The sequence below is a fragment of the Paenibacillus puldeungensis genome, assembly GCF_042678945.1.
GTDB classification, from domain to species: domain Bacteria; phylum Bacillota; class Bacilli; order Paenibacillales; family Paenibacillaceae; genus Fontibacillus; species Fontibacillus puldeungensis.
In genome coordinates this window covers 1-16,869 of sequence record NZ_JBHTLM010000033.1, presented here as the reverse complement: position 1 = coordinate 16,869, position 16,869 = coordinate 1, and the positions used below count along the sequence as shown (strand labels likewise).

The 16,869-nt window shown below is 41.8% G+C and carries 36 protein-coding genes; 33 read left to right on the top strand and 3 right to left on the bottom strand.

Features of this window, described 5'->3' with window-relative positions; genetic code table 11:
• Positions 1-68: 68 nt before the first annotated feature.
• Both ACFQ3W_RS24985 and ACFQ3W_RS24980 read left to right on the top strand, forming a co-directional pair.
• Positions 69-620: an ECF-type riboflavin transporter substrate-binding protein gene (locus ACFQ3W_RS24985; protein ID WP_379321956.1), complete on the top strand. Its 552-nt coding sequence runs from the start codon at positions 69-71 to the stop codon at positions 618-620.
• Between the two features lie 130 nt (positions 621-750).
• Positions 751-1,227, top strand: a complete 477-nt coding sequence (locus ACFQ3W_RS24980) for a GNAT family N-acetyltransferase (protein WP_379321955.1) — start codon at positions 751-753, stop codon at positions 1,225-1,227.
• Between the two features lie 166 nt (positions 1,228-1,393).
• Here the strand turns inward: ACFQ3W_RS24980 and ACFQ3W_RS24975 are convergent, their stop codons facing one another.
• On the bottom strand, positions 1,394-2,857 hold the full coding sequence (locus tag ACFQ3W_RS24975; protein ID WP_379321954.1) for a recombinase family protein: 1,464 nt from the start codon (positions 2,855-2,857) through the stop codon (positions 1,394-1,396).
• Between the two features lie 21 nt (positions 2,858-2,878).
• Positions 2,879-3,532, bottom strand: coding sequence for a LexA family protein (locus ACFQ3W_RS24970; RefSeq protein WP_379321953.1), 654 nt, complete (start codon positions 3,530-3,532; stop codon positions 2,879-2,881).
• Positions 3,533-3,681: 149 nt separating this feature from the next.
• Here ACFQ3W_RS24970 and ACFQ3W_RS24965 point away from each other — a divergent pair, with 149 nt between their 5' ends.
• Positions 3,682-3,930, top strand: coding sequence for a helix-turn-helix domain-containing protein (locus ACFQ3W_RS24965; RefSeq protein ID WP_379321952.1), 249 nt, complete (start codon positions 3,682-3,684; stop codon positions 3,928-3,930).
• Between the two features lie 13 nt (positions 3,931-3,943).
• Complete coding sequence (locus ACFQ3W_RS24960; protein WP_379321951.1) at positions 3,944-4,096, top strand: hypothetical protein; 153 nt, start codon at positions 3,944-3,946, stop codon at positions 4,094-4,096.
• Positions 4,097-4,271: 175 nt separating this feature from the next.
• Here the strand turns inward: ACFQ3W_RS24960 and ACFQ3W_RS24955 are convergent, their stop codons facing one another.
• A complete protein-coding gene (locus tag ACFQ3W_RS24955) occupies positions 4,272-4,877 on the bottom strand; it encodes a hypothetical protein (RefSeq protein WP_379321950.1) in 606 nt (201 codons plus the stop codon).
• Between the two features lie 87 nt (positions 4,878-4,964).
• On the opposite strand from ACFQ3W_RS24955, the gene ACFQ3W_RS24950 reads away from it, so the two are divergent.
• The 29 genes from ACFQ3W_RS24950 to ACFQ3W_RS24810 all read left to right on the top strand — a co-directional run.
• Entirely contained in the window at positions 4,965-5,729 is a 765-nt protein-coding gene (locus ACFQ3W_RS24950) for a phage antirepressor KilAC domain-containing protein (protein WP_379321949.1), read from the top strand.
• 30 nt (positions 5,730-5,759) lie between these two features.
• Positions 5,760-6,662 (top strand): phosphoadenosine phosphosulfate reductase domain-containing protein, encoded by a 903-nt coding sequence (locus ACFQ3W_RS24945; RefSeq protein ID WP_379321948.1) that lies wholly within the window; start codon positions 5,760-5,762, stop codon positions 6,660-6,662.
• A gap of 37 nt (positions 6,663-6,699) precedes the next feature.
• A complete protein-coding gene (locus ACFQ3W_RS24940) occupies positions 6,700-6,861 on the top strand; it encodes a hypothetical protein (protein WP_379321947.1) in 162 nt (53 codons plus the stop codon).
• Between the two features lie 2 nt (positions 6,862-6,863).
• Positions 6,864-7,031 (top strand): hypothetical protein, encoded by a 168-nt coding sequence (locus tag ACFQ3W_RS24935; RefSeq protein WP_379321946.1) that lies wholly within the window; start codon positions 6,864-6,866, stop codon positions 7,029-7,031.
• A gap of 120 nt (positions 7,032-7,151) precedes the next feature.
• The gene (locus ACFQ3W_RS24930) at positions 7,152-7,328 is read left to right on the top strand and encodes a hypothetical protein (RefSeq protein ID WP_379321945.1); all 177 of its coding nucleotides are present in this window, start codon (positions 7,152-7,154) and stop codon (positions 7,326-7,328) included.
• A gap of 62 nt (positions 7,329-7,390) precedes the next feature.
• Positions 7,391-7,600: a hypothetical protein gene (locus ACFQ3W_RS24925; RefSeq protein ID WP_379321944.1), complete on the top strand. Its 210-nt coding sequence runs from the start codon at positions 7,391-7,393 to the stop codon at positions 7,598-7,600.
• A 47-nt stretch (positions 7,601-7,647) separates the two neighbouring features.
• Entirely contained in the window at positions 7,648-8,136 is a 489-nt protein-coding gene (locus ACFQ3W_RS24920; RefSeq protein ID WP_379321943.1) for a siphovirus Gp157 family protein, read from the top strand.
• A gap of 6 nt (positions 8,137-8,142) precedes the next feature.
• Positions 8,143-8,790 (top strand): ERF family protein, encoded by a 648-nt coding sequence (locus tag ACFQ3W_RS24915; protein WP_379321942.1) that lies wholly within the window; start codon positions 8,143-8,145, stop codon positions 8,788-8,790.
• A complete protein-coding gene (gene ssb, locus ACFQ3W_RS24910; protein ID WP_379321941.1) occupies positions 8,783-9,184 on the top strand; it encodes a single-stranded DNA-binding protein in 402 nt (133 codons plus the stop codon). The genes ACFQ3W_RS24915 and ssb overlap by 8 nt, the downstream gene beginning before the upstream one ends.
• An 8-nt stretch (positions 9,185-9,192) precedes the next feature.
• Positions 9,193-9,519: a hypothetical protein gene (locus ACFQ3W_RS24905; RefSeq protein ID WP_379321940.1), complete on the top strand. Its 327-nt coding sequence runs from the start codon at positions 9,193-9,195 to the stop codon at positions 9,517-9,519.
• Positions 9,520-9,530: 11 nt separating this feature from the next.
• Positions 9,531-9,863, top strand: coding sequence for an HNH endonuclease (locus ACFQ3W_RS24900; RefSeq protein WP_379321939.1), 333 nt, complete (start codon positions 9,531-9,533; stop codon positions 9,861-9,863).
• An 8-nt stretch (positions 9,864-9,871) separates the two neighbouring features.
• Positions 9,872-10,729, top strand: coding sequence for a hypothetical protein (locus ACFQ3W_RS24895; protein WP_379321938.1), 858 nt, complete (start codon positions 9,872-9,874; stop codon positions 10,727-10,729).
• Complete coding sequence (locus ACFQ3W_RS24890; RefSeq protein ID WP_379321937.1) at positions 10,641-11,438, top strand: ATP-binding protein; 798 nt, start codon at positions 10,641-10,643, stop codon at positions 11,436-11,438. The genes ACFQ3W_RS24895 and ACFQ3W_RS24890 overlap by 89 nt, the downstream gene beginning before the upstream one ends.
• Before the next feature lie 59 nt (positions 11,439-11,497).
• Positions 11,498-11,752 carry a hypothetical protein gene (locus tag ACFQ3W_RS24885; RefSeq protein ID WP_379321936.1) on the top strand — a complete coding sequence of 85 codons (255 nt, stop codon included), beginning with the start codon at positions 11,498-11,500 and terminating at the stop codon, positions 11,750-11,752.
• A 1-nt stretch (position 11,753) separates the two neighbouring features.
• Positions 11,754-12,044: a hypothetical protein gene (locus tag ACFQ3W_RS24880; RefSeq protein WP_379321935.1), complete on the top strand. Its 291-nt coding sequence runs from the start codon at positions 11,754-11,756 to the stop codon at positions 12,042-12,044.
• Positions 12,032-12,406 carry a RusA family crossover junction endodeoxyribonuclease gene (locus ACFQ3W_RS24875; protein ID WP_379321934.1) on the top strand — a complete coding sequence of 125 codons (375 nt, stop codon included), beginning with the start codon at positions 12,032-12,034 and terminating at the stop codon, positions 12,404-12,406. The genes ACFQ3W_RS24880 and ACFQ3W_RS24875 overlap by 13 nt, the downstream gene beginning before the upstream one ends.
• 1 nt (position 12,407) lies before the next feature.
• The gene (locus ACFQ3W_RS24870; protein WP_379321933.1) at positions 12,408-12,668 is read left to right on the top strand and encodes a LexA family protein; all 261 of its coding nucleotides are present in this window, start codon (positions 12,408-12,410) and stop codon (positions 12,666-12,668) included.
• A 293-nt stretch (positions 12,669-12,961) separates the two neighbouring features.
• The gene (locus ACFQ3W_RS24865) at positions 12,962-13,156 is read left to right on the top strand and encodes a hypothetical protein (protein ID WP_379321932.1); all 195 of its coding nucleotides are present in this window, start codon (positions 12,962-12,964) and stop codon (positions 13,154-13,156) included.
• Positions 13,153-13,350: a hypothetical protein gene (locus ACFQ3W_RS24860; protein ID WP_379321931.1), complete on the top strand. Its 198-nt coding sequence runs from the start codon at positions 13,153-13,155 to the stop codon at positions 13,348-13,350. Before ACFQ3W_RS24865 ends, ACFQ3W_RS24860 begins: the two co-directional genes overlap by 4 nt.
• The gene (locus ACFQ3W_RS24855) at positions 13,343-13,717 is read left to right on the top strand and encodes a hypothetical protein (protein WP_379321930.1); all 375 of its coding nucleotides are present in this window, start codon (positions 13,343-13,345) and stop codon (positions 13,715-13,717) included. Before ACFQ3W_RS24860 ends, ACFQ3W_RS24855 begins: the two co-directional genes overlap by 8 nt.
• 361 nt (positions 13,718-14,078) lie before the next feature.
• Positions 14,079-14,243: a hypothetical protein gene (locus ACFQ3W_RS24850; protein WP_379321929.1), complete on the top strand. Its 165-nt coding sequence runs from the start codon at positions 14,079-14,081 to the stop codon at positions 14,241-14,243.
• The gene (locus ACFQ3W_RS24845; RefSeq protein WP_379321928.1) at positions 14,240-14,422 is read left to right on the top strand and encodes a hypothetical protein; all 183 of its coding nucleotides are present in this window, start codon (positions 14,240-14,242) and stop codon (positions 14,420-14,422) included. Before ACFQ3W_RS24850 ends, ACFQ3W_RS24845 begins: the two co-directional genes overlap by 4 nt.
• A gap of 40 nt (positions 14,423-14,462) precedes the next feature.
• On the top strand, positions 14,463-14,657 hold the full coding sequence (locus tag ACFQ3W_RS24840) for a hypothetical protein (protein ID WP_379321927.1): 195 nt from the start codon (positions 14,463-14,465) through the stop codon (positions 14,655-14,657).
• A 102-nt stretch (positions 14,658-14,759) separates the two neighbouring features.
• Entirely contained in the window at positions 14,760-15,242 is a 483-nt protein-coding gene (locus ACFQ3W_RS24835; RefSeq protein WP_379321926.1) for a YopX family protein, read from the top strand.
• A complete protein-coding gene (locus ACFQ3W_RS24830) occupies positions 15,239-15,592 on the top strand; it encodes a hypothetical protein (protein ID WP_379321925.1) in 354 nt (117 codons plus the stop codon). The genes ACFQ3W_RS24835 and ACFQ3W_RS24830 overlap by 4 nt, the downstream gene beginning before the upstream one ends.
• Before the next feature lie 4 nt (positions 15,593-15,596).
• Positions 15,597-16,151: a hypothetical protein gene (locus tag ACFQ3W_RS24825; RefSeq protein ID WP_379321924.1), complete on the top strand. Its 555-nt coding sequence runs from the start codon at positions 15,597-15,599 to the stop codon at positions 16,149-16,151.
• Positions 16,144-16,407, top strand: a complete 264-nt coding sequence (locus tag ACFQ3W_RS24820) for a hypothetical protein (protein WP_379321923.1) — start codon at positions 16,144-16,146, stop codon at positions 16,405-16,407. The genes ACFQ3W_RS24825 and ACFQ3W_RS24820 overlap by 8 nt, the downstream gene beginning before the upstream one ends.
• Before the next feature lie 4 nt (positions 16,408-16,411).
• Positions 16,412-16,777 carry a hypothetical protein gene (locus ACFQ3W_RS24815; protein WP_379321922.1) on the top strand — a complete coding sequence of 122 codons (366 nt, stop codon included), beginning with the start codon at positions 16,412-16,414 and terminating at the stop codon, positions 16,775-16,777.
• Positions 16,774-16,869 (top strand): DUF3797 domain-containing protein (locus tag ACFQ3W_RS24810; protein ID WP_379321975.1); only part of this gene is annotated, 96 nt, incomplete at its 3' end. The genes ACFQ3W_RS24815 and ACFQ3W_RS24810, both read left to right, overlap by 4 nt.

The following is a 16,869-nucleotide window of genomic DNA, read 5'->3' as shown; positions in this document are numbered from 1 at the left end:
TCTGTATCTCCTGAAGGATAGACGAGGAACACTAGCCGCAGGCTAGGATTTTCTTAGGGGGGCTGAGGTTGAAACCATCAGCATGGAAGTTGAGCATAAGGTCGCTATTGGCGATCGGGGTCGGATCAGTGCTGTACGGAGCGACGAGTTGGATCGGCATTCCGATTGTGCCGGATACCGAGCTGCGGCCGGCGATAGGGCTGCTGACCCTTTTCGGGGCACTGTTTGGGCCGGTGGTTGGTTTTCTGGTCGGTTTCATCGGCCATGTCATCAATGATTTGATTACGAGCGGCACGGTTTGGTGGGACTGGGCCTTGGGCTCGGGTATCGCTGCGGCTTTTATGGGGCTCATATATTTGTCTAGGGATTTTGACCCGCACAATGGGATAATGAAAAAAAGCCATTTAGTTCGGCTCAGCATTTTTGGTGTAATCGGAATCTTTGCGTCTCACACCTTTTCCGGTCTTTTCGACACCCTCGTCATGGGCGAGCCAAATGACACAACCGTGGTTCAGAGCATCTCGGCTGGGCTGGCCAACGTTGCCGTTTTCCTGATTCTGGGACTGCCCGCCGTATGGGCTTATGCCAATCGCATTCGACAAGGCGCCCGTGTGAGTTAGGATATCTATATATAAAATCGTAAGAACATTTCACCCGTTGGCCTTTATCCTTACAATCATTAGTTCAACTTGCATAGGTTATTTGAGCAGATGCAGCATATCTTTTTTTCGCGATAGGGAGGTAAGAAGCATGGCTACGATAAAGCTTGTCAAAATGAATGAGAAGGAATACATGCAATTCCGAAGCCGTTCGATCAGCGATTATGCTGCGGATAAAGTGGAGGCAGGTACCTGGAGCACAGCCGAGGCGGCGCTACGATCCGAAGAGGAATTTAACCAGGCACTCCCGGACGGTCTTGAGACGAAGGATGCTTTCATTTTCACGATCCAGGATCAAACAGAGAATATAACGGTCGGTTATGTATGGTTCAATCTCATGGAGAGAAACGGCAGCCGCTTCGCCTTCATCATGGATATTCTCATCTTTGAGGAGTATCAGGGGCGGGGGTACGGAAAAGAGACGATGGCCGCGATTGATGATGAAGTCCGCAAGCTGGGATTAAAGCAAATTTCCCTGCATGTGTTTGGTCATAACGAGCGCGCGTTTCGGCTGTATCAGAAGATGGGATACGAAGTGACTGACATTCAGATGACGAAAAAATTGTAGATCCGAAATATTTCCCACAGGGTGTATTTTCGGGACGTCCTTGAAATATCCGCGGCGTATAGGTACTATGGTTGAAGAAGAATGAGCAATTACATGAATGAGGAGTTGTCATAAATATGGCTTTGAAAGCTGGCATTGTGGGTTTGCCGAATGTACTGTGAGAGATTTAATCGGCACGCCAAACAATGCTTAACTCCTCTCCATTAATAACCTCGATTTTATCCACAATTTCATGGATAATTTGCTTTATTTTAATTCTATCACCTGACAAAATAACATCCACAGATGATTTGGCTCTATCAACCAATTTAGCAACACTATTGTCTCTGTGAGCTTTGCTCGAATCGTCTAACAACTTACGCAATTCAGCACGTTCTTTTTCAACCTTTTCTGACGCTAGCTTAAGATCATGGGCTGTAATCAGATCATCATTATAAGCATCGATTTGTTTTTGCATCCTTTTATCAAGTTTAGCTAGCTTAGCTTTTACTCCTGCTTTATCTATGCTATCTGTTTTAGGTTTTGAAAATAAAAGATGCATAGATCCGGGAGCAGATTGTGAAATCTCAATAATTCTATCTTGGATAGTTTTTTCTAACAAGTCTCGATCTATGTTATGAAAAAAACAGTTAGCTTTTTTAAGGTACCCGTCACAAAGATACTTATAACGAATGTTTTCTTTATTCATTTTTTTTGAAAAGCTTTTATATATCTTCCCGTTCATTTTATTTTTACAATGTCCACATACTACAAGACCAGATAATAAATATCTATCGTCGCTAAAGTGTCTACCTACGCTTTTTCTCCCCTTAAAAAGGTTCTGCAGCTTTTCAAAAGTTTCCTTATCAATAATAGCTGGATGGTGATTTTCAACATATATCCATTCATTCTCAGGACGTGTTATGATCTTTGTCCCGTTTTTGTATGTTTTGTTGTATACAAAATCACCTATAAGAGTTTCCCGCTGTAACAGTTCCCTAAAAGTTTTTTCATGCCATTCATTACCTTCTTTTGTCTTTATCTTATCGATAAGATTCCATCTTTTTATAATACTGCGAGCTGCTTTACCATCTAACAGTTCATTTGCCGCTTTAATTATCTCAATAGACTCGTCAATATTAATGACCATTTCTCCATCTACTATGTCGTATCCAAAGCAAGGCCGTGAAATGACTTTAGTTGTGTTTCTAGCTATGGAAGTCATATTGTCACGAACTCGTTCTGAAATGCGTTCTCTTTCAAACTCAGCAACCATTCCTAGCATTTGCAAGACTAATCTTCCGGCTGGCGTTGATGTATCAAAACCCTCTGTTGCAGAAACATAGTTAAATCCATGTTTATTAAAAAAAACATTTAGCGAGAGGATATCAAATAGCTTTCTTGATAGCCTATCAAGTTTTGTAGTTAATACAATGCCACCGTATGGATCATTTTTTATGCGTTCAAGCATTTTTGTCATTTCTGGCCTATTTAGGTTTTTAGCGCTGAACCCATCTTCTATAAAAAAAATAGGATCGTCCCACCCCATAGCTTTACAATAAGCAGTCATTCTTTCCATTTGTTCATTTAGTGAGTTTCCTTTATCGGCCTGTTCGTCAGTACTGACTCTTGGATACCCAAAAACCTGCATGTTTTAACAACTCCTTAATAATTAAATATCTTGCTTAAAATGCCCCATATAAATACCACAAATAGTGAACTCATTTGGTCTAACATTAATTGGACTGTAATTTTCATTTTCAGGAACTAGCTGCATGGCTGGTGATCCTTCTGTCCATTTAATTCGCTTAAGCATTCCTTCGCACGAATCATTAATGATTGCAGCTACAATTTGGCCATTATAATCTGCCCAACTTGCTTTCTTTATAAAAACCACATCACCATTATCAATTCCAACGTTTTTCATGCTATCGCCTTTAACTCTTAAGGCAAAATCAGGTTGTTTTTTATTTGGAAATGGATAGTATACATAATCTTCAATATTTTCTACTGCTAATAATCCGTCACCGGCGCAAATAGTACCTACGAGGGGAATTAACTTGGTATCAGCCTCACATGCTTTGCTCTGGAACGTAGGGTCAATTTCCCCTTTATTAACTTTTAAGAAATCGGCCATTTTTTGAACGCTTCCAGGAGTAGCAAGTGTTTTTTCATTTAGATAGTCAGAAATAACGCTAGTAGATAGGTCTGTACCTTCTGCAAGATCTTTTTGGCTAAGACCTTTTCTTTTCAATAGCGCTCTTAAATTAATGGCTATACCTTTCATTAATTCTCTTTCCACTTCAGTATATTTCTTTCTTGCCACCGGACGTTTCCTCCTAATTAAAATCATTATATATCCGTTATAAACTAATTGGATGCCAATTTCAAGTATTTTTTTACGTTAAAAACGTATTGACAATTCGATATTAACGGATTACCATGGAATCACAACAGCAGAAAGGAGCCGATTGGATGTACCAAATAACGCTTAGAGCAGCTAGAGTGAACAAGGGCATGACAATTGACGAAGTCGCAAAACGGGCGCAGAAAAGCCCTAAGACCATTGCAAAGTATGAAGAGGATTCAACAAACATACCGCGCAGTCTGTTTATTCTTCTCGTCAATTTGTATGAGGTACCAGAAGACATGATTTTTTTCGGTCGAGAATCCGTTTTTATCGGATTTGACCGCGGTTCAAAACGAAAAAGGAAAATATCATAAGGAGGCGGTGAACATGGAAAAAAAGTTACGAATTGTGTCTGAAACTGTTATTGATCGTGACGGAAATGTAGTTGGCACTGATCCAACTAAGTTTCCGAAACTCGCGAATAAATGCAAGGAACTCGCTCTATATTTGGAAACTGGTTTGGAATATAAGGTTTGCTAACCCATAAGGAGGTGAGAAGAGAAGATGAATAGGTGGAAAAATCGCCTTTATTGGACTGTTATAATTCTACTTTTTGCAAGCACAGTCATGAGTTTTTGGGCTTCGATAGAAAAACAAAAGCTCAACCAGCGATATGAGCGCTTGATTGAGCGGTATGAATCAGAACTAAACGACATTAACGATCTGAATCATGATCTTCATCAAATGGCTGATCTTTTGAAAAACTTGGCTGATCGTCAGGGAAATTGATGTAGTAGTTTGTTATGAAATAATTCACTGTTTGATCAGTAGTTTTTAGAACTTCTTGGCGCACTTCATCGACGTTAGATTTGTCTTCTTTGCTCGATAGATCATTAAGAAAGGCGAGTAAGGCAAGTAAGACACTGATTACCGTGAGCGCATCTCGCCAAGTAAACTTATTTTCTATTGCTGTAATGCTGTTCGATAAGTTTGATTCACCTTCCTTAACGGGAACAATTTTCTCAACCTTTTGAGGTAAGTTTGAAATTGACTGGGCTATATCTGGAGGTACAGAAAACTCAGTGTTCAATCTGTTTTCTTTTATTAATTGCTCAATTATTGGTGTTATCTCAGTGCTCCATTGAACATTAATTGCTTTGGAATATGCACTAATTGATTTAGCTATTTCCTGCATTTGCGCTTGATACTCTGCAGAAAAATTAGTCAAAGGAAAAACAGATTGCTGTATAAATTTTTGGAATTCCGCTGTTGTTGATGCAATCAAGCGGAATGACTCTATAAAACCGTTTGAATATTCCAAGAGATTTCTCCTTCCTGTAAAAGTTATTTTTTACATTACCAATATTCGACATTAAGAAAGAAAGTCCTATTAGAAAGGAGCAAGTAAATGAATCAATTACAAGTATTTAAAAACGATCTGTTCGGAGAATTGCCGGTTATCATCGTTGATGGTGTTGAATGGTTTGGAGCTACGGAGGCGGCAACAGCTTTATCGTTTGCGGATCCACATAAGGCAATTACAAATCACGTTGATGACGATGACTCGACGGTCCATCCAGTCACCGATTCGATCGGTAGAACCCAAAACAAAAAGTTTATCAATGAGTCCGGCCTTTATAGCCTAATCTTTGGAGCCGCAAAGCAAGGCAATAACCCAGCGATCCGTGAAAAGGCCAAAGGTTACAAACGTTGGGTAACGGGCGAAGTCCTCCCAACGATCCGTAAAACAGGCGGCTATGTAGCAAATGACGATATGTTCGTTGAAACTTATCTACCTCATGCTGACGAAGGCACAAAGCTGATGTTCCGGGCCACGCTCGAAAATGTACGCCGGGCCAATGAACGGATCCGAGTCATGCAACCTAAAGCAGATTACTTTGACGCATTGGTAGAGCGTAACCTGCTAACGAATCTTCGGGATACGGCGAAGGAACTTCAAATCAAGGAGCGCGAGTTTATCGGCTGGCTGCTGGAAAACACATATTTGTACCGTGATGCTAAAGGCAAACTGAAACCATATGCACAGTATGTGCCGGGACTGTTCGAGCTTAAAGAGTGGGAACGCAACGGCAAAGCTGATAATCAAACATTGGTTACGCCAAAGGGCCGAGAAACATTTAGATTGCTGCTCACATCGGCTGCTGCAGTGTAGACACAAAGAGTGCAGCAAGGGAGGAGAAATATGAGTACTAAAAATATAGTTTCATTGTCTGGCGGTAAGGATAGCACAGCACTATGGCTTTATGCACTGGGAAAAGGTGTAGAGGTAGTTCCGGTATTTGCTGACACAGGAAACGAGCATCAAAAAACCTATGAATATCTCGAATATCTTGAAAAACAACTTGGGCCGATCCATCGGATTAAAGCTGATTTTACTAAACAAATTGAGCATAAAAGGGAAGTTGTACAAACCAAGTGGAGAAACGAAGGTGTTGAAGAATGGATTATCGAGCAGGCGTTAAATGTGCTTCATCCCACTGGAAACCCGTTTCTTGATCTATGTATCTGGAAGGGACGATTCCCTTCAACGAAAGCTAGATTTTGCACTGTAGAGTTAAAAGTAAGACCATTTTTTGACCAAGTATACTTGCTGCTTTTGGAGCAAGGTCACAAGGTTATTAGCTGGCAAGGAGTGCGAGCGGAGGAAAGTATAGCGCGGTCAAAACTATCAGAACGTGAAGACACACCTGAGGGATACGAGATTTACCGTCCGTTACTTAAATGGACAGCGAATGAAGTGTTTGCAATGCACAGTAGATACGGGATTGAGCCAAACCCGTTGTACAAACTTGGTATGGGCCGTGTCGGATGTATGCCATGCATAAATTGCGGAAAGTTGGAGCTTTTTGAAATAGCAAGAAGATTCCCAGAGGAAGTCGAGCGGATCGCCGCATGGGAAGAAACAGTCAAACAAGCATCAAAGCGAAACGGAGCTTCATTCTTCGCAGATGAAAACGGAGCAAGTATATACGAAAAGGTAGAGTGGTCAAAAACAACATTCGGCGGCAAGCAATACGATCTACTTAAAGCCATTGAAATGGAAGATGTTCCGATGTGTTCGAGTCAGTATGGGTTATGTGAGTAATGCACATTTCGAAAAAATAGTGAAGGAGGTACTAAACATGGGATTCGAAGCTACTCACAAAGGTAAGTTTGTACAACGTTTCAACAATCTGCAACGGGAAGCGCCGGGAGTTAACTTTAGTACCGACTACATGACGCCAAAGCAGATCAAAGAGTTATCCGGTCCGGTACACATTTATTACATTCCGAAAGGAGCATGACCATGAAATGGCAGCTCATGACTGATGGTAATCACATAAATGTGGTAGGCCAAGCAAGTTTGGATGAATTTTGCAACAAAGGGTATGTCAAAGTTGGCCCGGTGTTTGATGATCGATCACATGCAAACGAGCATGTAACAAAAATTAAAAGTGCCATGAAAGGAGAATGAACATGAACATCTTTGCAAGTGATTGGAATGTACTTACATCCGGGGAGAAAATGTCAGTGCTGAAATACGCCGCATGGAAAACAAAAATGAAATGGGTGCGGATCCATGTGGGCGCATGAAATGACAGACGAGCAAAAGCAAAAATACGGATTTGTTGACCTGAGTATTGCTGAAATGCAACGTCTTGGATATGTCCTCGCAAAGAACAGATGGAAGAAGGTGAAGCCAAATGGTGAAGTGCGGGTGTGGCAGGGAGGCGAAATACGAATTATACGAAGATCACCAGCCGCATTGTGAAATGTGCATGCAGGATGCGATTGATTGTAAACAAGGTGCATTAGTTAGGAGGTTGAATGAACTTGAGCAACTATCTCGAATCAGCTCTCAGAAAATTAAAACGGCTGCAAAACGAGACAACTAATGTTTCGGTAGGAACAGCTATGGAACAAGTCGGGTGGTTTTTCAAACAAGACTTTCAATCAGTGATCGACGACTTGGAAACCCACAAAATTTTGCTAGAAATGAAAAATGACCGCTGCGCCAACAGCGATCATCAAGAACAAAATTAAATTTATCACGGACACAATAACACATTTTTAGGGAGGTTGTAAAGACCATGCGCTTATACGAATTGTCTGAACAATATCAAATGCTGCTTGATATGGCTAGTGAGGACCCGACAAATGAGCAATTACAAGCCATGCTGGAAGGCATGGAAGGCAAGATCGACGAGAAGATCGAGAACACAATTAAGGTCGTGCGCTCTTTGGAATCAGAGGCCAAAGCGATCAAAGACGAAGAAGATCGTCTTAAATCACGCCGTACAGCCATTGAAAACAACGCCAAATATCTCAAAGAGAACATCGAAATCATCATGAAACGGATGGAGCTGGAGAAAGTGAAGGGGCAACTTTTCACTATTTCTCTCCAATCTAATCCGCCAAAAGTGGTAGTAGTAGACGAATTTGACATACCTCAAAAGTATTTTGTTACTCCTGAGCCGGTTCCGCAGTTGCAAAAAAAGGACATTATTGAGGCTTGGAAATCAGGAAAAGAAATCCCTGGTGTGCTGGTAGTGCAAGAGAAATCATTGAGAGTGCGGTGATAGACTATGATCTTTTCTGAAACAAATCAAGCCATTTCAAAGGCTTTGGTAGTTGCTTGGGGTGCAATCGAAACCCCAAAGCACAACGCCAATGTAACTGTTAAGACCAAGGCAGGCGGCACATATGAGTTTTCATATACCGATCTAGAGGGAATATTTGATGTTCTCAAGGCAGTATACAAGGAAAACAAAATAGCCGTGTTGCAAACTCCAAAAACATTCTTTCAAGACGGCCATTTGATGATTTCGGTCGAAACGATGCTTTTACATGAGTCTGGCGAATGGGTTAAATCCGAACCGCTCAGCGTAGCGGCGAGTAATAACATGCAAGACTTGGGCGGCCAAATCACCTATATGAAACGATACTCGCTGTCCGCTATATCTGGAATCTCTACAGAAAAGGACGATGATGCAAACGGTGTATCTGGCAACCAAGTGGAGTTTAAGAACGAAACTAAACCTAAGAAACTATCAGAACAGCAGGTGAAACGGCTATTTGCTATCGCCAGCAGCCACGGCATCAGCGTTGCCGATGTTAAAAAAGCACTCATGAAAGACTATAACAAAACGCTTGCTGAGGACTTAACTAAGCAAGAATACGACGAACTATGTACACGGCTGGAGAATGCCGGGAAGGAGCCGCAACATGCTTAATAGAGTAATCCTAATTGGACGACTTACACGCGATCCTGAATTGCAATACACACCAAGTGGGGTAGCTGTAACAAAGTTTACATTAGCTGTAGATAGACCGTTTACCTCTCAAGGCGGAGAACGCGAAGCAGATTTCATTCCAGTTGTAACTTGGCGGCAGCTTGCAGAAACCTGTGCTAACTATTTAAGCAAGGGCCGATTGACTGCCGTAGAAGGTCGGATTAATGTGCGAAACTACGAAAACAACGAAGGAAAGCGTATTTACGTAACTGAGGTTATTGCTGATAATGTGCGTTTTTTAGAATCAAACCGGACTAATTCAAACGGCGGCGGCGATCCATTCCACGATGACGGAAAGTCGATTGACATTCCTGACAGCGACTTACCATTTTGAGGTGACATATGGACCTAATAAACATTACTCAAGAGATACACGCCGCTTCACAACGACTGAGCAAGTCCGCTGACGCATTGTTTAGCTTAGGTAAGGCAAAGGCCGAGGCTGAGCGTGATTATCGTTTAGCGCTTGCACAGGAGATTTTAAAGCTACGCGCCGAGAAGGTGCCTGTTACGATCATTGAAAATTTAGCAAAAGGGAATGTGTCTGAGTTGCTATTTAAACGTGATCTTGCAGAGACACAATTCAAAGCTGGTATTGAAGCTACTGACGCTATCAAGGTACAAGTATCTGCCTTACAGACGATTCTTAAATATCAGACAGACGTATAGGCGGTGATCCTATGGACTTTGGATTTAATCCATCTCCTAAACCGTCATATCGACGCCGTAAGCCTACTAGCAAGATGCGAGGACGGATTACACCAGAGGTTTATAATGCGGCGCTAGAACGGTCACATGGACGCTGTGAACGGTGTGGAAAAGTTGGTGAACTACAGGCTGCTCATTTAATCCGGCGTTGGAAGATTGAAGGAGAGACAACAGCTAACGATATTGCCATGTTATGCGGTCCTAGTGTTAATACTGGGACCTGCCATAACTGGGTGGATTATACGGCAGAGGGCCGAGAGTGGGCTGAGGAATACAGACGAAAACTTTATGCGAAAAGTGAGTAGGTGGTGACATGAAAGGCGCGTTTCAGACGAGCCGGGAAATCTTTGAAAATCCAATATGGCAAGACATTATCAAATTTCGAATCTTCTTTTTTATCGTAGGGAATGCGGTATTTGCGGAGGAAGGAGTGACCATACAAGGCATACATGTAAAGCGTGGTCAATTCCTCCGGTCATACCGGAATTTGATTAATGATTTGGAATATCTCGACAACCGTTCTCTTAAAAAATACTCAATCTCAGTAATTTCGAAAAAAATCGATCAACTTGTGAATGAAGAACGATTGAAAATCGAGAGTACCGAACTGGGAACACTGTTCACGGTTGTAAACTATGCGGAATATCAAGGATTTGACCGCTATAAAAACACAACCGAGAACGGAGCGAGAACGGAGCGAGAACACTTCGAGAACAGCCCGAGAACGGAGCGAGAACGGAGCGAGAACAATAATAATAAAGATAATAAAGATAAAAAGGTTAAGAAAGAAAAAATAAAAGATAATACCGCATTTGAGGATTACACCTCAAATCCTGTTTTACTCGAATCTTTGAACTCATTTTATGAATATCGCAAAAAAAGTAAAAAGCCAATGACAGATGCGGCGATAAAATTATTGCTCAACAAACTGAATGACCTAGCAAGTGACGACGAAACAAAGATAGACATTTTAAACCAATCAATACTCAATGGCTGGCAGGGGATATTCCCGATTAAGGACGGTGATAAAGGTGGGAGAAATTTCGGGGTTCCAAAGCACGAAAGGGATTTTAAACCAGGATATGGTGGATCGGATCGAAAGATTACGAGCCTCGACAAAACGTCAAACATCCGAGAGTTCAGCGATGAAGAACTTGCAAGGCTCATATAAGTGCGAGTACTGCAAAGATACAGGTGATATATGGATTGATACTTGGACGCTTAGAGAGTGTAATCACTGCAACGCTCGAAAAATGAAGGATATACAACGTAAGATCAAAGCTGCTCAAATCACGGACGAATTTAAAAGCAAAACATTTAAATCGTTCGATGTGTCAGATAGGCCAGAACAAATCAAAGAGGCCAAGAAAGTAGCTCAATCCTACGTACTTGCTTTTCCAAAAATACGGAAGGATAAGCAAAATGGTATAGCGTTGATGGGAAACCCCGGGTGCGGTAAGACGCACTTACTTGCAGCAGTATCAAATAACCTGCTGGATAACGGGATAGAAGTTTTCTACTTTCCTTGGGTAGAAGGAATGAAGGAACTGACAAGTGCGGGCTTTGAAGAGAAGCAAGAAATCATCCAAAGAATGCAAAAATGTGAGGTTCTTTTTCTGGATGATTTGTTCAAGGGTCGTGGCAAGCCCACAGATTACCAATTTGAAACGGCATGGGCAGTTTTGAATTATCGATATCTAAACAACTTGCCAATCATGGTCAGCACAGAACGAAGCATATCAGACTTGCTTGATATTGACGAAGCAATGGGCAGCAGGATTGCAGAAGTTACAAGGGCATATAAAGCAGTTATAAATGGAAGCCGTGAGGAAATGAACTGGCGAATCAGAGGTATGGGTGAAGCAAATGGAACCAATTGATGATTACGATCTATTCGACAAGGACTTTGAAAAATTCGTGCAGTTAGGACGTGAAGCCTTTGGACAAGAAAGAGAAGCGACAACAGCACGAAGCAAAGCGTCAGAAACGGGAAATGAGAGAAACATGGGATTCATTCGAATATTTGCTCAAGGAGAAACTAGCGGACGCAGATAACATACTAGCAAGAATTGACTATGAAGCATCTGCTGTTGGCGTATCTGTTGCAGTAAGACGTGAGTTTGTGTGTAAAAAGTTGATCGAGTTGATAAATGAGATTGTAGACGAAAGAGAGGGTAAACGAGATGCAATGTAAAGTGCCAGGATGCAAGCTCAAAGCAACGCATACATTTGCGAAAGCTCCGGTATGTGAGTGCCACCGATATTATTTGCAGCAAGAAGCGGAAGAAGCATACGAGGACAGAGTACTTTTCGAGTCCATTAGAAAACACACCATTTGGAAAAAGGTTGAACCGGGCGACGAAAAGAAAGTGATCGTAGCAGAAGTTAAAAACGGAGAAATCACGGCGCTACGGTTGAAAAACGATAAATTTACGATCAACCGGCGAAATGCATACAAAGGGGTTAAGGTGCTATGGACCGTTTAATCTTACCGGGATTAGCTCCGAGCGTGAACCATATGTACATTACCGCCAGAAGAGGGCACAAAAATGTAAGAGTGCTGACCAAGGATGCCCAACAATGGAGAGATGAAATGATAGCAATAGCAAACAACTGGCGAGTAAAAAATAAATGGTCTACGGCTGATAGGAAGGTCATTGTACGGCTTTGGTTTTACTTCCCGGACAAACGGAGGCGCGACACTCACAACGGTTTAAAAGTGCTGCTGGATGCCTTAGAAGATGCGCTGATTTATGAGGACGATAAGCTGGCGCTGCCGCAAGTGATAGACTTTGAATTTGATAAGCAAAACCCGCGCATTGAAATCGAATTTGAAAAGGTGGAATAACATGACACCACGTCAACAAGCCATTATTAACTTTATCTACTCTTACTCAAAAATGCACGGTTATCCACCAACGATAAGAGAGATCGGAGACGGAGCCGGGCTTGCATCCTCTGGAGTAACACATGGACACCTTAAGCGGCTTGAAAAGAAAGGGTATCTAAAGCGTGAAGCAGATAAACCGCGCACTCTAGCATTAACGAAGCTAGGAATTGCATCTGTGACCGAATACGAAGCCCATACAGATGTTTTAAAAGACAACTAGACTAATTGCAGAGGTAAAACTTATAAGCCCACCACACAGCCACACAGACCGTCACAACACATTAACCGAGTATACGGATAGATAAACTTAGTATAAGGGAGAGGTAAAGGATGAAGGCAAAGTATAGCAAACCAGATTCAAGAGGGATGATGTTTGTCGCTTGTTCAGAATGCAGTTGCGGAGGAAATGGCGATCAATCTTGTAGCAGCGGCTGGACGATTAAACGGGGCGGCCCAGAAAAGGGAGCTTGTTTCAGTGGGACGTTACTAGACAAGTTTAAGGAGGACTAACCAATGCTAGGTAAAGCCAGTGAGATAAAAGTAACCCATATCAGTGCTGATTATATTAGGTTTCAAGACCACATTGATTCGTGGAAAAACAGCTTTCTTGATGTAGAGATTATAGATATTAAATTTAGCGCCGTGTCCGATCCAGGCAATGAAGAAAGAGTACATGCCCTCATCATCTACAAGGAGGCTAAACAATGAAAGTAAGAGTCCAATTAGAACGTGAATATGAGTTAAATTACGAACTTGACGAACTTGGAATCGATGAAATTACTGATATCGAAGACCTCTGGAAGATTGAAGATAAGTCTTATTCAATTACCACATGGTTAGTAGAAGACTCGGTGATTATTAAAAATGACGAAGAGGATGAGGAGGTAAATCCCCATGACTAACAATGACCGGATACAAGAGATAAAGCGGAGATTAGCGGAAGCTATGCCGGGGCCGTGGGTATACCGCGAATTAACTCGTGAAATTTACACTACTGCCGAAATTGATGGTATCAAATACAAGATGGTGGCTGATGTCTTTGAAGAAAATGGACAATTTATTGCCAACGCTCCTGATGATATAGCCTATCTCCTATCCGAAGTAGAACGGCTACAAGAAGAAAACAAGGTCATGAAAGAAGCATTGGAATGGTACGCGGATGAAATCAATTGGAATTCTGGGTGCTATGAAGGTGGAATTTTCTTTACTCTAGCAGACGACGATTCTGGCGAAAAGGCCAGTACTGCCCTATCCCACCTGAAAGGATGAATAAACCCTGATACGGCTCGGGCGGATTCGGTCGGAATCGGTGGCGGCATACGCCGCAAAAGAAACAAACTGCGAAGGATGAAAGAAGGGATAATTTGAAAGCGAGGGGTAAAACGAAAGAGATTTTGAAAAAGGTTGGAGAAATTCAATCGTTAGTTGGTGCGGCGAGTATGCGAGTTGATACCTTATCACAATTTGAAATCAGAGTTTTGCTTGAACAGGCTCATGGAAAATGCATCGAAATTCGGAACATGTATGAACCCGTAGACTAATGCACATTTCGAAAAAATAGCGTAATAAGGCCGAAGGCATCCGTATCGTCCGAATCCACTCAGCGAAGCGGAGGCCGGAAAGGAATATTATGTTTAAACTAACTAATCCACAAAAGTTACCAGACCCCATAAAAGTATTAGAGAGCCTATCAGCAGAGTTAAAACAGATCGTAACCAGCTTTGAAGAAAATCAAGACGCAAACCAAATGTATAAAGGGATTAAAGACATTTTAAAGAGGGGTGATGGGGAATGAAATGTCATGACTGTAAACATTATTGGTGGATGCTACGGTCAGTTGATGCGCCATATGGTGAAGCGGCTTGTATGAAAAGGCAGCAAGATTTATTTGACACAGCACCAGAAGATGTAGCTGATTGCGAGGATTTTGAGAAAAGCACATTAGAGAGTAACCCCTATACAGCTAAACAGTAATGAGCATTAGACACAAAGAGCGCAACAAGGAGGGAATGTCGTGAAAGTCGGTACAAAGGAACATTACGATATTTTGAATATGTTCGAAAGAGAATTTTACCACATGCGACTAGACCGCGAACCGAGAGAGCTTTGGGCCAGCGGGCAAGTATACCAAAACGGCGAAACAAACAACGCCTATCGCGCTTATGTTGCTGGGTATGCATTAGGTCGGGTGTCTTACATGCATGGCTAGTAATGTCGCAGTTCGAAAATGTAGCGTCATACGGCCTCCATACCGGGGGCCTAAATACAACTTACAAGTTACCAGCAAGTTAAATATGGGAGGGATATAGCAATGAGAAATTATAAATTTCGCGGTAAGCGATTAGACAACGGGAAATGGACGCACGGAGATTTGATTCAACTTTTAGGAGAACAAGGACAAGGAAGAAAATTCATCGTTGACAATCGCTTTGGGGCTTGCATCGACAACGAGGGGAATTTTGTAAATACAGAGGCTCCATTTGTAAATGAGATAGACCCTGAAACAGTAGGTCAATACACAGGACTACAAGACAAGAACGGCAATGATATCTATGAAGGAGATATCATCAATATCACCTACGATACAAATTACTCTGAAAAACCATATTACATCGGCACAGTTAAATATGGAGCAAATGAAGACTATCCGGCGTTTGATTTATGCCCATGGATAGATTGTGAAATGAATGCCTTAAGCTGGCTTAAAAGTGAAAGTGATGAGTCGGTTAAAAGTTATGAAGTCATAGGCAACATCTACGATAACCCCAATCTATTGGAGGGATATAAACAATGAAATGTTATCTTACCCAAAATAAAGATGGCGAATATCAAGAATTAGTATTCGCTGAGAAACGCTCCCAAGCAATTTTACAAAGCGAAGCCTATCAGTGGGACGGTGAATATATTAACGTTCAAGCAACAAGAAAGCCAGAATACGACAAATACGCAGAACAAGGTTATGTTCCAAAACAGGTACTTCTAAATGATGGATGGTGGTTTGAATGCTACGGTCGGAAGGCATTTGGACGATGCTGTAAAGCTCTCACACTAGAAGATAGTCCACTTGTAGTCAATGAGCATGTATATTGCGGAAAAGAGTGTTTAGAGAACGCTGGCTCTGAAAAAGTGATTGTGGAGGGATAAGAGTATGGATAAACAAACAAAGTTAATAGATGCAGATAAAGTACAGAGCTGGATAGATATAGAGTTTGAAAAGAAATTCCCGGGCGATTGTTACGGTTACGCAGACGGGAGACAGTCCATCTTGGACAAATTGGAAAGTAAGATTAATGACGGCTCGTTCAACCCTGATCCCATCCCCTTACCAACCTTAACAGATGCCAATAAACTATGCGATGTCATTGACGAAGAGATTAAAAGACAGAATAAGGCGGCTGAACGAGTTGGCGTAGGGCATGTTTACTGGGAATTTCATGAAGGTTCAGCAACTACGCTCGAATGGCTGAAAAAAGAGATTGAGTCAGGAAAGTTTTCATTAGATCCCGTTCCCTTATCAACCATAAAGCAGCAAATAAAAATCATTGATCAAACAACAACCGGCACAGACGACGAAGATGAAGTAGGTGAAGTGGTGCAAAGGTTATTGGATAAGCATCCTGACTATAACAAGGTATACGTGGCTAGACTTATGCCTTATGACTGGGAAATTGTAGGGCGATTGGAGGTAATCTCCCATGACTAAACAGGCTAAACCATCATTCGAAGAAATCATAATTAAACTGGAGCCAGAACAACGGTTCTTTTATCAACGAGAATCTGACGGTGACATAGTTCTGGTAGATGAAATAAATATTTTTGCGTATGCCAAACAAATTACTTTGATCGGTACGCATTTTGCAGTGGATTACGAAGATAAAACGATTAAAAAGTCCGAAGATCGAAGCTTTATGAACTTTGAAACCAATCTATTAGGCGAATACTCAGAGGGCGAGGGATAAGGGAATGACTAAACAGGTTAGAGACTGGCACAAGGATATGGAACTGGTTGCAGAAGCTGCCACTTGGGAATTTGAACTTACGTTTGATGGTGAAGGAAACATTGTAAAGGATACACAAATAATTGCTGAGAATGTTGGTGCAAGTCATGCAGGAACGATATTCAACGCATTTGAAGCCCTTCTCTACTGGCTCCAACAATACGCAGCAGCAGAAGCCCGGGAAAAGAAACTACGTGAAGCGTTAGAACATTGTATCAAGGAATACCCACAATGGGACTCCAAGGAAATAGCTGCTGGAATAATGCTGGATTACATGAAGAATGTTTTGTCTATCATTTACCCCTTAGATAAGGAGGAAGAAGCAAAATGAACGCAGGTAGAGCAATGGCCTTTATCAGCCAATATGGAACATGTCCAGAATGCGGAAATGCGTATGTAGGAAACGGAGATGGCAAGTTGATT